General features: G+C 62.1%; 10 protein-coding genes. 5 read left to right on the plus strand and 5 right to left on the minus strand.

Going from position 1 to position 15,351, the window contains the following annotated elements:
* Window positions 1-74 precede the first annotated feature (74 nt).
* Window positions 75-4,826 (minus strand): NAD-glutamate dehydrogenase, encoded by a 4,752-nt coding sequence (locus J2858_RS20800; protein ID WP_210106780.1) that lies wholly within the window; start codon window positions 4,824-4,826, stop codon window positions 75-77.
* 150 nt (window positions 4,827-4,976) lie between these two features.
* On the opposite strand from J2858_RS20800, the gene pdxY reads away from it, so the two are divergent.
* Window positions 4,977-5,846, plus strand: coding sequence for a pyridoxal kinase PdxY (pdxY, locus tag J2858_RS20805; protein ID WP_210106781.1), 870 nt, complete (start codon window positions 4,977-4,979; stop codon window positions 5,844-5,846).
* A 172-nt stretch (window positions 5,847-6,018) separates the two neighbouring features.
* Entirely contained in the window at window positions 6,019-6,660 is a 642-nt protein-coding gene (locus J2858_RS20810) for a carbonic anhydrase (protein WP_210106782.1), read from the plus strand.
* Between the two features lie 44 nt (window positions 6,661-6,704).
* Here J2858_RS20810 and J2858_RS20815 read toward each other — a convergent pair whose 3' ends face one another.
* On the minus strand, window positions 6,705-7,514 hold the full coding sequence (locus J2858_RS20815; protein ID WP_210106783.1) for a lytic murein transglycosylase: 810 nt from the start codon (window positions 7,512-7,514) through the stop codon (window positions 6,705-6,707).
* A gap of 192 nt (window positions 7,515-7,706) precedes the next feature.
* On the minus strand, window positions 7,707-8,741 hold the full coding sequence (locus J2858_RS20820) for an aspartate-semialdehyde dehydrogenase (RefSeq protein ID WP_210106784.1): 1,035 nt from the start codon (window positions 8,739-8,741) through the stop codon (window positions 7,707-7,709).
* Between the two features lie 414 nt (window positions 8,742-9,155).
* Between J2858_RS20820 and J2858_RS20825 the strand changes: the two genes are divergently transcribed.
* The 3 genes from J2858_RS20825 to J2858_RS20835 are packed head-to-tail and all read left to right on the plus strand — an operon-like array spanning window position 9,156 to window position 13,141.
* Window positions 9,156-10,226 carry an MraY family glycosyltransferase gene (locus J2858_RS20825; RefSeq protein WP_210106785.1) on the plus strand — a complete coding sequence of 357 codons (1,071 nt, stop codon included), beginning with the start codon at window positions 9,156-9,158 and terminating at the stop codon, window positions 10,224-10,226.
* Window positions 10,227-10,245: 19 nt separating this feature from the next.
* Window positions 10,246-11,208 (plus strand): UDP-glucose 4-epimerase family protein, encoded by a 963-nt coding sequence (locus J2858_RS20830; RefSeq protein ID WP_210106786.1) that lies wholly within the window; start codon window positions 10,246-10,248, stop codon window positions 11,206-11,208.
* Between the two features lie 34 nt (window positions 11,209-11,242).
* Window positions 11,243-13,141 (plus strand): polysaccharide biosynthesis protein, encoded by a 1,899-nt coding sequence (locus J2858_RS20835; RefSeq protein ID WP_210106787.1) that lies wholly within the window; start codon window positions 11,243-11,245, stop codon window positions 13,139-13,141.
* Between the two features lie 9 nt (window positions 13,142-13,150).
* On the opposite strand, the gene J2858_RS20840 is transcribed toward J2858_RS20835, so the two are convergent.
* A complete protein-coding gene (locus J2858_RS20840; RefSeq protein WP_245366902.1) occupies window positions 13,151-13,885 on the minus strand; it encodes a phosphatase PAP2 family protein in 735 nt (244 codons plus the stop codon).
* A 281-nt stretch (window positions 13,886-14,166) separates the two neighbouring features.
* Window positions 14,167-15,276, minus strand: a complete 1,110-nt coding sequence (gene leuB, locus J2858_RS20845) for a 3-isopropylmalate dehydrogenase (RefSeq protein ID WP_210106789.1) — start codon at window positions 15,274-15,276, stop codon at window positions 14,167-14,169.
* Between the last annotated feature and the right edge of the window lie 75 nt (window positions 15,277-15,351).

The raw sequence follows: 15,351 nt of genomic DNA on the forward strand, positions 1-15,351 counted from the left end.
GAGACGGCACCTTGGGCACCGTCCCGGAGTTTTCAAACGTCACGGCGCTCCTCCCGTTTCAGAGCGCCATTGGATCACCGAACCCCGGTCTGGGCAAGGTCCGTGAACAGGCTGGCCGCCACCATCATCCGGGCCAACGTCGTGTCGCCGCCTTCGCTCAAGGCCATCAACTCGCTGCTGATGCGGTTGAGACGCAGCCGGTCGCTGGCAAGCCAGGCTTCCAGCGGCTTGTCGTCGGCACCATGCGTCTGCAGCGCAATCGTCACGATATCCCGCCTTGCCGCTGCGATCTGCTGCAGGGCGCGGATGATGGCGAGGTTTTCGTAATGATCGGCCGTGCCGAACCGTTCGCCCGCCTCGAGGAAGCGGTTGACCCGGAACGTGTCGGTGGCGTGGAAATAAACCTCCGTTGCCCGCGAAAGAGGCGCACCGCTGCGCTCGGAAATCAGCATGATTTCCGGCACGAGAACCAGGTTCGGCAGAAGGTCGAGTTCGCCTGCAAGCGCGGCCGGCACGCCCTCGATGGGGGCGGCACCCTCGCCTGCCGCCGTGCTGCGGATGGTGCTGCGCAAGCCATCGATGCCGGCGCGGATGCGCTTGATGGCATCTTCCACCGGAGCAGCAACAATGCCGGTCTGCAGGATGAAGATGGTGGCACCGAAGAAGATCTCGCCGATACGCTCATAAAGATCGTTCTGCACCTCGCCATCCAGCGTGCCATCCAGCGCATCGACCGCCGCCCAGAGTTTTGGCAGGTCATAGGCATCGCGGGCGATGAAGGCGGCTTTCACCACATCCACCTGCGCGCGCCCGCTGATATCGCTCATCATCTGGGCAAAGCCCGGACCGCCGCGGTTGATCACCTCGTTGGCCAGCACCGTCGCGATGATTTCGCGGTGCAGGCGGTGGTGAGCAATGTCATTTGCATAAGCCGCCTGCATGGGGCCCGGGAAGTAAGCCGTCAGCACAGCGCCAAAATAGGGATCATCCGGCAGGTCACTTGCCACGATCGCATCAAACAGCACGATCTTGGCATAGGAGAGAAGCACGCCCACTTCCGGACGTGTCAGCGGCTTGCCCGCCGCATAGCGTTCGGCAAGTTCGGCATCATCCGGCAGCGTCTCCACCTTGCGGTTCAGCTCCCCTTGCCCTTCCAGCGCCGACATCAGCCGCGACAGTTCTTCGCGGTTGCGCACGCCACGCCGTGTCGTCAGCGAAATGGCAAGCGACTGCAGGTAGTTGTTGCGCAGGACAAGCGCCCCGACATCCGCCGTCATCGAGGCGAGCAGTCGGTCGCGCTTGTCACGCGGCAGCCGGCCATCCTGCATGGCAGGGCTCAGCGCAATCTTGATGTTGACCTCGACGTCGGAGGAATTGACGCCGGCCGAGTTGTCGATCGCGTCGGAATTGCAGCGCCCGCCGGCAAGTGCATAGGCGATGCGGCCCTTCTGCGTGACACCGAGATTGGCGCCCTCGCCGATCACCTTGGCGCGCACCTCGCCGGCCGTGACGCGGATCGGATCGTTGGCGCGGTCACCAACCTCCGCATCCGTTTCCGACTGCGCCTTGATATAGGTGCCGATGCCGCCGAACCACAAAAGATCGACCGGGCTTTTGAGGATCGCCGTGATGATCTCGAAGGGAGTGGCGATATCCTTGTCGAGGCCGATGGCGGCCTTTGCCTCCGGCGTCAGTTTCACCGATTTTTCCGTGCGCGGAATGACCATGCCGCCCTTGGAGAGAACCGAACGGTCGAAATCCTGCCAGCTGGAGCGCGGCAGGGCAAACATCCGCTCGCGCTCGGCAAAGGTCTTTTGCGTATCGGGGTCCGGATCGATGACGATGTCACGGTGATCGAAGGCGGCAACCAGCCGGATGTGCTTGGACAGCAGCATGCCATTGCCGAACACATCGCCCGACATGTCGCCGACGCCAGCCACCGTAAATGGCGTGGTCTGAATATCGACATTCATCTCGCGGAAATGGCGTTTGACCGCCTCCCAGGCGCCGCGTGCGGTAATGCCCATTTTCTTGTGGTCGTAGCCGGCCGAACCGCCGGAGGCAAAGGCGTCGTCCAGCCAGAAGCCCGCCTCCTGCGCAAGACCATTTGCGGTGTCGGAGAAGGTCGCCGTGCCCTTGTCGGCGGCGACGACGAAATAGGGATCGTCCCCATCCAGTCGCAGCGTATCGGCCGGGCCGACCACGTCGCCACCGACGATATTGTCGGTGATCGACAGGAGCGTGCGGATGAAGGTCTTGTAGGCATCGCGGCCCGCATTGAAGAAGGCATCGCGCTGCGCCGGTGACGGCAGCTTCTTCGGGAAGAAGCCGCCCTTGGCGCCAACCGGCACGATCACGGCATTCTTCACCTGCTGCGCTTTTACGAGCCCCAGCACTTCCGTTCGGTAATCCTCGCCGCGATCCGACCAGCGCAATCCGCCGCGGGCCACCTTGCCGAAGCGCAGGTGGACGCCCTCCACTTCCGTGCCATAGACGAAGATTTCGCGGAACGGGCGCGGCTGCGGCAGGCCGTCCAGCAGTTTGGGATCCAGCTTGAAGGCGATCATCGGCTTGGGCTGGCCGTTCTCGTCCGTCTGGAAATAGTTGGTGCGCAGGGTTGAATCGATGACGTTGACGTAGCGGCGCAGCGTGCGGTCGTCGTCGAGATTGGGAACGGCCGTCAGCGCCTCCTCGATGGCGGCATGATGGCGGATGAGACGCTCCTCGCGCTCGGCATCGCCCAGTTTGGGATCAAATCCATCCCTGAAGAGCGAGAAGAGATCCCGGCTGATGGACGGATAGCGGGCCATGGTATCGGCAATATGGGCCTGCGAATAAACGATGCCGGTCTGGCGCAGGTAGCGGGCATAGGCCCGAAGCACGGTGACTTCGCGCACGGAAAGACCCGTCAGCAGAACCAGCCGGTTGAAGCTGTCATTATCCGCCGACCCGTCGAAGGCGGCGAGGAAGGCTTCCTCCACCAGCGGCGCCTCCCGCTCCATGTCGATTGCGCGCTCGTCGGTCAATTGCAGTTCCATGTCATGCAGCACGACGCGCGTGCCGCTTTGCGTGAGCACAAGGTCGAAGGTGCGCTCGCTCACCACCTGAAAGCCGAGATTCTCCAGAAGCGGCACACGGCGCGACAAGGCCAGATGGCCGCCGGCGTGGAAGATTTTCAGAGACAGAATGCGCCGCTCTCCATCCTGGCGCTCGTAAAGCGAAATGCGGATCGGTTCTCCCTGCACGCAGGCCAGGATATCGGGCAGATCGGCAAAGGTTTCCTCCGGCGAAAAGGCTTCCTGGAAGGCGAAACTGGTGTCGATGTGCGGGCTGTCCGGTCCTGCCAGACCGGCAAAGCGCTCGGCCCAGGGCGTTGAAATCTCGCGGATCGCGTCTTCCAGCTGCTTTTGCGGCACATGCGGGGTCTTGCCGAGCCTCCGGCCGATGATGAAATGCACGCGCGCATTGCCGCCCTCCGGAAAGGCCGGATAATAGGCGGAGACATGGCCTTCGAAGGTTGCGGCGAGATAGGTGCCAATCTTCTCGCGCACCGCCGAATTGTAATTTTCACGCGGCACGTAAACGAGAATGGACACGAAGCGGTCGAAATGGTCGATGCGCGCCAGTGCCCGCACGCGCGGCCGCTCGGCCAGTTCCATGATCTGCTCGCAATAGCGCGCCAGAAGATCCGGATCGATCTGGAACAGGTCGTCGCGCGGATAGGATTCGAGCGTGTTGCGCAGCATGCGACCGGAATGGCTGAGCGGATCAAAGCCGAAATGCTCTTCCACCCGCGCGGCCTTGGCCCGCAAGAGCGGAATTTCGCTGACGGAATGGGTGTAGGCCGTGCCGGTAAACAGGCCGACGATGCGCAGCTCGCCGATGACCTTGCCTTCGGGGTCGAAACGCTTGACCCCGACATAGTCCATATAGGCGCGCCGGTGGACGGTGGATTTCACATTGGCCTTGGTGACGATCAGGAAATCCTCCCCCTGGAGGAATTGCAGGATTTCCGGCGTGGTTGTCACCTGATCCTTACCCTGGCGCAGTACAAGCACATCCGGATCCGACAGGATGCCGAGGCCCCGCCCCTCGCCGCGCGACAGTGTCGCATCGGCGCCCTCGCCGGAATAGACGTATTCGCGCATGCCAAGGAAGATGAAATTGCCGTCGCGCAGCCATTTGAAGAAGTCGAGCGCCTCGTCCCGTTCTGCCCGGCGGCCGGTGATCGGCGCCTCCTTCATGTCGCGGCTGGCGCCCTTCAGCAGGGACAGCATCGGCTTCCAGTCGGTAATGACGGAGTGGACCTTGTCGAGCAGAAGGCGCAGTCGCGCCGAAAGATCTGCCGCCTGCTCCTCGGTGAGTGGTGCCAGATGAATCTGGATGAGGCTGACATGCTCGCTCGCCGCCTGGCTTCGCTCATAGGAATAGAGCCCCGGCGCCTTGCCCGGCTGCACGTCGAGGATAGGATGGACGGCAAGCGTGATGTCACGGAAGCTGCTGGTCACCTCGCCCATGACCGAATCGAAGAGGAAAGGCATGTCACGGTCGATCACCGTCAACACCGAGACCGGCACGCCATGGGGCGCGACGCCCTCGACAGTGGAAATGGAGATCCGCGCGGTCTCGCCCGTGAAGGCCTCCAGTTCGCGGGCCGCATAATGGGCGGAAGCGGCCAGCATGTCGGGCGTATAGGCGGCGATGTCGTCATTGCTGGCCCGACCAAACAGAATATCCGGATCCAACACGACACCACCGCTCTCAGCCCAGGCCGCGTGGGCCAGTTGGATCTGTTTTTCCTGCTTCGGATTACGCTTGGCAGCCATGCTTTCCTCCCTTTGCTTGGTTAGGAGCTATTCAACCGATGTTTGAGGCATTAAGGCAGCTCTGGAACAGGTTCTTGCATAGTTTTATGAGTTTAATTGACACCAGACCGTGAAAAATCGACGTAATCGCTCAAAAACAGGCTTTTTCTCATGTCCGACACCCATGCCGTCATCGTCATCTCGAGCCATGTGATTCGCGGCTCCGTCGGAAACCGCGCGGCCGTGTTTGCGCTCGAGACGATGGGCCTGCCCGTCTGGGCGCTGCCGACGGTCATCATGCCGTGGCACCCGGGCCACGGTCCCTCGACGCGGGTGGTGATCCCGGAAGATCAGTTCGAAAAGATCATCGAGGATCTGATCCGCGCGCCCTGGCTGCCGGAAGTGAAGGCGGTGCTCACCGGCTATTTCGGCCATGCTGCGCAGCCGCGGCTGGTGGCGCGTCTGATTTCGGCGCTGAAAGCCAAGAATCCCGATCTCCTTTATGTCTGCGATCCGGTGATGGGCGACAAAGGCGGCCTCTACGTGCCGGAAGCAACGGCCGAGGCCATCCGCGAAAACCTCATTCCGCTGGCCTCGCTTGCGACGCCGAACCGCTACGAGCTTGCCTGGATGGCCGGCGCAGATCTCGACAGCAATACGGCGATCATGGATGCCGCCCTGTCGCTGGGGCCGGCAAAAATGCTGGTCACCTCCGCCGTGCCGATGATGGCGGGAGGCACCGGCAATCTGTACTTGAGTGGAAACCACGCCCTGCTTGCCGAGCACCGGCTGATCGACAATGCCCCGAACGGGCTGGGCGACCTCCTGTCGGCCGTGTTTCTCGCCCGGCTTCTGTCGGGCATGGACGAGGAAAGGGCGCTGCAGCTGGCAACCGCCAGCGTGTTCGAGGTTCTGGCGCGCACCGCCAAACGCGGCGGTGACGAACTGACACTCGAAACCGATGCGGCCAGCCTCTCGACACCGATGGCCATGGTGCAATTGCGCCACCTGATGCATCCCTCGCGCACCGGACGGCGCTGAACGGGTGGGCGCTGTGGCCCTCCTCAGGGTGTCATAAGCTGCGCCGCCTGGATGCACACGAAAGAGGGTGCCTGCCGGCTGCCGTTTGACGACCGGCTCGGCTGGCCCCGATTCGGATCGGGCGGATGCCGCACGTGTTGATCTTCTGCGCCAGCAAGGCTAATCAAGGCGCATGACAGATTTTCCGCCCTCGCTCCTTTCCGGTTACGACAACTTCATGAGCGGCCGCTATAGCGGGGAGCGCGAGCGCTACCGCACGCTAGCCGAGACAGGCCAGAAGCCGCACACACTGGTCGTTGCCTGTTGCGATAGCCGGTCGGCGCCCGAGACCATTTTCGATTCCGGCCCCGGCGAGCTCTTCGTCGTGCGCAATGTCGCAAACCTCGTGCCGCCCTATGAGCCGGACGGCCAGTTCCACGCCACGTCGGCAGCACTCGAATATGCCGTGCAGGTGTTGAAGATCCGCGATATCGTCGTCATGGGCCATGGCCGCTGCGGCGGTATCCAGGCAGCGCTCGATCCCTTGGACGAGCCTCTGTCGCCCGGCGACTTCATCGGAAAGTGGATGGGCCTGCTGCGCCCGACCGCCGAACAGATCCCCGGCATCGACGTCTTGACCCAGGCCGAGCGTCAGACGGCGCTGGAGCGGGTGTCGATCCGCAACTCCATCGCCAACCTGCGGACCTTTCCTTGCGTGAAAATCCTTGAGGAAAAGGGCCGTCTGCGCGTCCATGGCGCCTGGTTCGATATCTCGACAGGCGAGTTGTGGGTGATGGACGCCAAGACCGGCGATTTCATCCGGCCCAGTCTCTGAGCCGGATGCTTGGTGCAGGTTGAAGAGGCCTGCACCGGACGGGATTATTGCCCGTCGATCTTTGCGCCCATATAGGCGATCGCCTGCTGATAGACGGTCGCGGCATTCCAGCCCTGGATGGCTGCAAAATTCGGCTGGCCCTGCTGATATCCCGCACCACGCTGCCAGCCATGGCCGACGAGGAAGTTTGCGGTCGAGGCCAGCGCATCGGCGCGCGAACGCACCATGTCGATATGACCATCGCCATCGCCATCGGCACCGTAGCGGATGACGTTAAGCGGCAGGAACTGCGTCTGGCCGATTTCGCCATGGGCTGCCCCCTTGGCAGAGGGGCTGAGGTCACCGCGCGCCACCAGCTGCAGGGCGGCGTAAAGCTGCTCGGTAAAATAAGCGGAGCGGCGGCAGTCATAGGCGAGCGTCGCCACTGCCGACAGCGTGTGCTGGTCGCCCATGAAACTGCCAAAGCCGGTTTCCATTCCCCAGATCGCCAGGATCGGGCCGGCCGGCACGCCGTAGCGGCGTTCGATATTGGCAAACAGCGCCGCGTTCGAGGCCTTCATGGTCTTGCCGCGCGAGATGATGGCAGAGGCGCCGCGCTTCTGCAGGAATTCATCGAAGGACAGCTTGAAGCTTTTCTGACCGCGGTCGGCACGGATCGTCGGGCGATTGTAGCTGACGCCGGAAAAGGCCTGCTGGACGACGGAGGCCGGAATGCCTTGGGCGGGCGCCTGTTGCTTGAAGTCCTGCACCCAGGCCTCGAAGCCTGATGCATCATTGCCGCAGCTGGCAGCCTGCGCGGCAGTGACCGTCATCATCACCGCGCCGACAGCGCCACCCAGAACAGTTTTCAACATTCGTCGGATCCCATGGTTGTCTCGAAGGCGCAGCCGTTCTGACGCGCCCTTTGTTGCTCGTGTGGTTATGGTGCGCTGAGCGCCATCGACAACCTTTCCAGGCATGAAAAGATCGTGATCCGCCCGAACGCAAAAGCCCCGCCCTGAAGGCGAGGCCTTATCACGTCATGCTTACCAAAAGGTAATTCAGGCTCAGGCGGCCTGCTTGCGCGGCTTGATCAGGCCGCGATTGACGAGAAGTTCCGCAATCTGGATGGCATTGAGGGCAGCCCCCTTGCGCAGGTTGTCGGAGACGACCCAGATGTTGAGGCCGTTTTCAACCGTGGCATCCTCGCGGATACGGGAAATGAAGGTCGCATCCTCGCCGGCGGATTCGAGCGGCGTGATGTAGCCACCGTTCTCGTGCTTGTCGATGACGAGGCAGCCGGGCGCCTCGCGCAGGATATCGCGCGCCTGGTCGGCCGTGATCTCGTTTTCGAACTCGATGTTGACCGATTCCGAATGGCCGATGAAGACGGGAACGCGCACGGCCGTGCAGGTCACCTTGATCTTCGGATCAAGCATCTTCTTGGTTTCGGCGAGCACCTTCCACTCTTCCTTCGTGTAGCCGTCTTCCATGAAGCTATCGATATGGGGAATGACGTTGAAGGCGATGCGCTTGGTGAACTTCTTCGATTCGATCGGATCGGCGACGAAGACGGCGCGCGTCTGGGTGAACAACTCGTCCATGCCTTCCTTGCCGGCACCGGAGACAGACTGGTAGGTGGACACAACGACGCGCTTGATCTTGGCAAAATCATGCAGCGGCTTCAGTGCCACGACCAGCTGGGCCGTCGAGCAATTGGGGTTGGCGATGATGTTGCGCTTGGAAAAGCCGTCGATGGCATCCGGATTGACTTCCGGAACGATGAGCGGAACATCCTGATCGTAACGCCAGGCCGAGGAGTTGTCGATGACGACGCAGCCCTGCGCGCCGATCTTCGGCGACCACTTCTGGGAAATCGTGCCACCGGCCGACATCAGGCAGATATCCGTGTCGGAGAAATCATAGTTCTCGAGGTTGGCAACCTTCAGCACCTTGTCGCCGAAGGAAACTTCCGTCCCCTGCGACCGCGCGGAGGCGAGCGCCACCACTTCATCGACGGGAAAGCCGCGCTCGGAGAGAATGTTCAGCATCTCCCGGCCGACATTGCCGGTTGCGCCGACCACTGCAATCTTGAAACCCATTTTCCTGCTCTCTTTCTCTTCTCTCCTCGGGCTTTGAGGGGGAAACACGATAAAACCGTGCTTCCTTGTCCCCGGCCGAACCGGGGAGAGAGCGGTAGGCCAGAGACGTCAGACGGTTTTCGTCGTCGTTTTGGCCTTGGTTTTGGAGGATACGCATGCGAAAAGCGGCGCTCCGGCCACACGTGCCGGACCAAATGAAGCGGCGATGTGATTGTCGCTGCGATACATTGTTGCTTCCCTTCTGATGAACTCCTTAGAAGATTTCGCAGGCGAGTCAAGCGTTGCGAAGAGCAACCTTTGCAGCCGCCCCCCGTTAGCGGCCAAAGCCATGGCCATTGCGAGCATGCCGCATGAGAAGGACACATCATTTGTCAATGATCGACCGCCGGAGCCTGCGACCCGGAGCCTCCACTGGTGATCAGTGAGCTTACCAGTCTCCCGCGCCCTGCAATCCTTGCCGCCGGTGCCCTGACAAGCGCGATCTGCGTCTTCGTCATCATTGCAAAGGCACGCGATCTCGGCCTCATGCAGGCCCCGGTGGCGCGCTCCTCGCATGTGCGGCCGACGCCAACCGGCGGCGGCATCGGCATTGTCGCCGGCACGCTGCTGGCCGGCCTGCTGTTGCCTGGCGGCAGTGGCCAGACCCTGTCACTGCTGCTGCTTGGCGCGCTCCTGGCAGCGCTGGGCCTTTTCGACGACTGGCGACCGCTCCCGGCCCGCGTCCGTCTGCCGGTGCAGGCCCTGATCGTTCTTCTGGCGATCTGGATCACAGGCGGCACGGCGGCCATCGCCGGCGACAGTGGAGCCGTCGTTCAGCTCGGCGCCGGGCTTCTTCTGCTGCTCGGCGGGCTCTGGTGGGTCAATCTCTTCAACTTCATGGACGGCATTGACGGAATTGCGGGCCAGCAGACGGTCATGATGATGATCTCCGCCATGGCAATTGCCGCCCTCGGCACTCCTGCAGCGCTGGAGAGCTGGACCTGGTGGCTGATGGCGGCCACCGCCAGCGCGACGGCGGCCTTCCTGCTCTTCAACCTTCCCCCTGCCCGCATCTTCATGGGCGATGCCGGCAGCACGTTCCTCGGTTTTGTCATCGTCGCGATCGCCATGAAGAGCCTCGTCGCTGGCTGGCTCAGCCTGCCGCAATGGCTGATCCTGTCGGCACTCTTTGCAAGCGACGCCACCGTGACTCTGATCATCCGCTATCTGAGGGGCGAAAACATCGCGGAAGCCCACCGTTCCCATGCCTATCAGCGCCTGGCGCGGCGGTTCGGAGGGGCGCGACCGGTTACCCTGTCGGCCTTCGGTCTCAACCTTCTGGTCATTCTGCCGCTGGCACTTCTGGCCCGTGACACGGGCTTTGGCTTGCTTGCCGTGCTTCTGGTCTATCTGGCCACGGCCGCACTTGCGCTTCTGGCCGGTGCCGGCCTTCCCGACCACGAGACGGCAGGGATCGCCACCTATCGGCGTCTGCTGAAACGATGAGCATGAGGGCGACAGAAACGTGTACCTGATCACTGGTGCCACAGGTTTTGTCGGACAAGCCCTCTGCCGGATGCTGGCGGAACGCGGCTTGCCGTTTCGGCCGGTGAGCCGCCTCCCCCGCCCCGGCTATGCAACGATCGGCACCATCACCGACCGGACCGACTGGCGGCATGCTCTTGCCGGCATCGACACGGTCATCCACCTTGCCGCACGCGTTCATGTGATGCGCGAGACGGACGGCGATCCGCTGACGAAATTCCGCGCGATGAATGTCGAGGCGACGCTTCATCTGGCCCGCGCGGCCGCAGAAACGAAGGTGCGCCGCTTCGTCTTTGCAAGTTCCATCAAGGTAAACGGTGAAAGCACAAGAGAGGGCTTTCCCTTCCACGCCGACGATGCACCTCATCCCGAGGATGCCTACGGCCTTTCCAAGGCCGAAGCGGAACGGGCGCTTCTGGCCTTGGGCAAAGAGAGCGGCATGGAAGTGGTCATCGTGCGCCCGCCTCTGGTCTACGGCCCGGGTGTCGGCGCCAATTTCCGCCTCTTGATGCGCCTTGCCGCTGTCGGCCTTCCCTCGCCTTTCGCCGCCTGCGACAACCGGCGTTCGCTGGTCTATGTCGATAATCTCTGCGACCTGCTTCTTGCCGCGGCCCAGCATCCGCAGGCTGCCGGAGAGGTTTTTCTGGCAAGCGACGGTGAGGATCTTTCCACGCATCAGTTGTTCAAGCGGCTGGCACAACTGCAGGGACGGGCTGGACTTGGCCTGCCGATCCCACCCAGCCTCCTGAAAACATTGGCAAAGTTGGTCGGAAAGACCCAAATAAGCAACCGCTTGCTTAAGAATCTTCAGGTGGATATACGAAAGACGGGTGATTTGCTGGATTGGGTTCCTCCCTATCCGGTGGCCTACGGTCTGCAGCAAACGGTGGCGCGGGACAAATCACCCGAAGCGCCGCCCCATCACGGCAAGGCGATCCCATGATCGGCGCGAGAGGCTTCAAGACGCGAGCGACTGCATGGTGTTGACCGAGGTGCTGCGGCGCAAAATCGAGGAAATGCCCCGGTTCTGGAAGCGCGTCCTGCTGATCGGCTTCGACGTGGTGACACTGATTGTCGCGCTCTGGGCAAGTTACGCGCTGCGCTATGCCGTGTGGTGGCCGGATATCTCGCCCGAGCGGGTCTTTCTGGCGCTGCTGGCACCGGCGATTGCCATTCCGATCTTTATTCGCATGGGCCTCTACAGGGCCGTGATCCGTTACCTTCCGGATACGGCCATCTGGACGATCCTGAAGGCCATGGCGATTGCGACGATGATCTGGGTCATCCTCGTGTTCCTGATGGAAATGTCCGGCCGCGGCATCGTTCCCCGGTCCATTCCCTTTTTCTATTTCGCCCTCGGCGCGGCCCTCATCGGGGGATCGCGCTTCACCACCAAGATCATCCTCAGCCATGGCACCGGTCTGCGCCGCGACGAGCGGCCCGTATTCATCTATGGCTCCAGCGCCTCCTCGGTGCAGCTGGCGCAGGCGCTGCGCGGCAGCGGAAACCGCTTCATCGTGGGGCTCCTGGACGAGGATCCGGGCCATCATGGTCGCGATGTCGGCGGCTACCGCGTCTACAATCCTGCCAACCTGCCGCGCCTGATCGAGCAATATGGCGTGCAGGAAATCATCCTGTCCCTGTCAACGATTTCGGCCGATCGGCGCCGCAGCGTCATCAGCAGTATCAGCGGGCTTGGCGTGAAGATCCGCACCGTTCCGGATATTTCAGACCTGGTCGACGGCCGCTACCTGGCAAACCAGATCCGCGAGATCGAGATCGACGAATTGCTCGGCCGATCCTTCGTGCCGCCAGACCCGCAGCTGATCGACAGCATCGTCAAAGGCCGGGTGATCATGGTCACCGGCGCCGGCGGCTCGATTGGCTCGGAACTGTGCCGGATGATCGTGCAGTGGAGGCCGGAATGCCTTGTGCTGTTTGAGGCCAATGAATTTGCGCTCTACAAGATCGAACGGGAACTGGCCGGTCTTACACGCTGCCGGATCGTCCCCTTTCTCGGTTCGATCACCCACCAGGGCCGGGTCAATCACGCGATTGAGACCCACAAGGTCGACGTGCTTTACCATGCCGCGGCTCACAAGCATGTGCCCATGCTTGAAGCCAATGCCCTGGAAGGCATCGAGAACAATGTTTTCGGCACGCTGACGGTCGCCAAGGCTGCATTCGAGGCCGGTGTCGGCCATTTTGTGCTGATCTCGTCGGACAAGGCGGTGCGCCCGACCAATGTGATGGGCGCCACCAAGCGCTGGGCGGAACTTATCATCCGCCAGATGGCGCTGGAAGCGGAACGGCGCAGCACCGGCCAGCACTTTTGCGCGGTGCGCTTCGGCAATGTGCTGGGCTCCAACGGTTCGGTAGTGCCGCTGTTCAAGCAGCAGATCGCCGAGGGCGGGCCGGTCACCGTCACCAATCCGGACATGACGCGCTACTTCATGTCGATCCAGGAAGCGGCCGAACTGATCGTTCAGGCAAGCGCCCTGTCGGTCGGCGGCGACATCTTTCTTCTGGAAATGGGAGAGCCGGTGCGCATCGGCGATCTGGCGGAAAACATGATCCGCCTTGCGGGCTTTACCGTGCGCAATGACGAAAACGCCCACGGTGGCATTGAAATCCGCGTGACGGGCAACCGGCCGGGCGAAAAACTGTTCGAAGAACTGTTTTACGATATGGCAAACGCCATGGCGACGCAGCATCCGAAGATCCTGCGGGCCGACACCAAACTGACCGACCATGACGACGTGCTGCAGGCACTGCAGGCACTGAAATCAGCCGTCGATACCAAGGACGAGCAGGCCGCGCGTGCAACCCTCTTTCGCTTCATCGGTCTTGAGTTTCCGCCGTCATCAACGACCTGACGGAAAGGCTCAGGCCGCCGCTGTCGGCTGGCCTCCCGAAGCGCTGCCGCCCAGCACCGGCAGGAGAGTGCGCCACCGGCCGGCACGCCGGCTCGGCAAGGACAGCGGCAGTGGCCGGCAAAGCCTGGGCAGGCTGCCATCCTGCGCCGTAAACAGAAGCCCGTACCGGGCAAACACCGTCGCCGTCACGATCGAGAACCAGGCGCCGAAGACGAGGCCGGCAATCACATCACTCGGATAATGCGCGCCCACGATGACGCGGGAGAAGCCGAGCCAGAGGCCAAGCACCAGGCAATGGACGCGCCAGGCGGGCGCCATCAGCGCAAGCGCCATCATCAGCGCCCCCACCGTCGTGGCATGGCCGGAGGGAAAACTCTCGAACTGGTAGCTGCCATGCAGGGGCGAAAATCCGAAAGCGCTGCCATCCGGCGCAAACAGCGGCCGTACGCGCCCGATCATCCGCTTGGCGAGATTGGCGGCAAGACCGGAAAGGGCGACCGTCAGAAAAACATAGGCGGCAACATGAGAGATGAGAAAAGCCTGCAAGCGCAGCGCGGCGCTGCGCACAAGCCTTGCCTTCGTCAGGGCTTCGCCAAACAGAAGGGCGCTCACCATCAAAATCCAGCCGGATTTGCCAAAATCCGTCACAAAACTACCGATCGGCTTCAAGACCGATGGCGTACGCAGAAGATAGGTGGATACCGGCTCATCCAGAAGGAAGACGGCCAGTAGAATGAGGTTCAACGCAACCAAAACACAGGAAACATGACAGTGTGTCCGCACGCTGCCGCAGTAACGAAGGTGCCGCCGCCTCAACTTGCCCATCATCGCCAGATTTCCCCACAGCCTATACAGGGATAACAAGTCTGTATGACAAGAATTTTGGCATTCCTGACGTTTGGCGGCAGGCATCGCGATAATCTTGAGGCATTTGCGGGCAAGGCAAAAAAAATACCCCGCACAGGGCGGGGCACGGGTCGCATCCGCAGGCTCCACCGTTTCCGGCAAAGCCCAAGGCACAAGAGTCAGGCCGACAGAGCCTTGAATTCAGAAAGGATCGCATCGCCCATTTCGGACGTGCCGACCTTGGTGCAGCCTTCCGCCATGATGTCACCGGTGCGGATGCCCTTGTCGAGCACGTTGGCAATCGCCTTTTCCAGACGGTCGGCTTCTTCAACCTTGTTGAAGGAGTAGCGCAGGCACATGGCGAAGGAAGCGATCATGGCAATCGGGTTGGCAATGCCCTTGCCGGCGATATCGGGTGCCGAACCATGGACGGGCTCGTAAAGCGCCTTGCGCTTGCCGGTCTTTGCATCCGGTGCGCCAAGCGACGCCGAGGGCAGCATGCCGAGCGAGCCGGTCAGCATAGCGGCGACGTCCGACAGCATGTCGCCGAAAAGATTGTCGGTGACGATCACGTCGAACTGTTTTGGCGCACGCACCAGCTGCATGCCGCCGGCATCGGCCAGCATATGCTCCAGTTCCACATCGGAGAACTTTGCCTTGTGCGTCTCGGTCACCACCTGGTTCCACAGGACGCCCGACTTCATCACGTTGCGCTTTTCCATGGAGCAGACGCGGTTCTTGCGGGTGCGGGCCAGTTCGAAGGCAACACCCGAAATGCGCTCGATTTCGTAGGTGTCGTAGACCTGCGTATCGATGGCGCGCTTCTGGCCATTGCCGAGATCGGTAATCGTCTTCGGCTCGCCGAAATAGACGCCACCGGTCAGTTCGCGCACAATGAGGATATCGAGCCCTTCAACCAGTTCCGGCTTCAGCGAGGACGCATTGGCAAGCGCCGGATAGCAGATGGCCGGGCGCAGGTTGGCAAACAGCTCGAGATCCTTGCGCAGGCGAAGCAGGCCGGCTTCCGGGCGCACCTCATAGGGAACAGCATCCCATTTCGGGCCGCCGACGGCACCGAACAGCACCGCATCGGCACTCATGGCCTTTTGCATGTCGTCTTCGGAGATCGCAGCGCCATGGGCATCGTAGGCCGAGCCGCCGACCAGGCCCTGATCCGTAACGAAACCCGCACCGAGCGCCTCGTTCATGTGGTCGATGATCTTCACCACCTCGGCCATGGCCTCGGGGCCGATACCGTCACCGGGAAGCAGGAAAAGCGAATGAGACATATGATGCGTGTCCTTGAGAAATCGGCAGGCCTGATGCGCCAAAGGTGGCGCCTCCCTGAGCTTCGCCCGCGCCTG

Source organism: Neorhizobium galegae (genome assembly GCF_017877135.1).
Taxonomy (GTDB): domain Bacteria; phylum Pseudomonadota; class Alphaproteobacteria; order Rhizobiales; family Rhizobiaceae; genus Neorhizobium; species Neorhizobium galegae_A.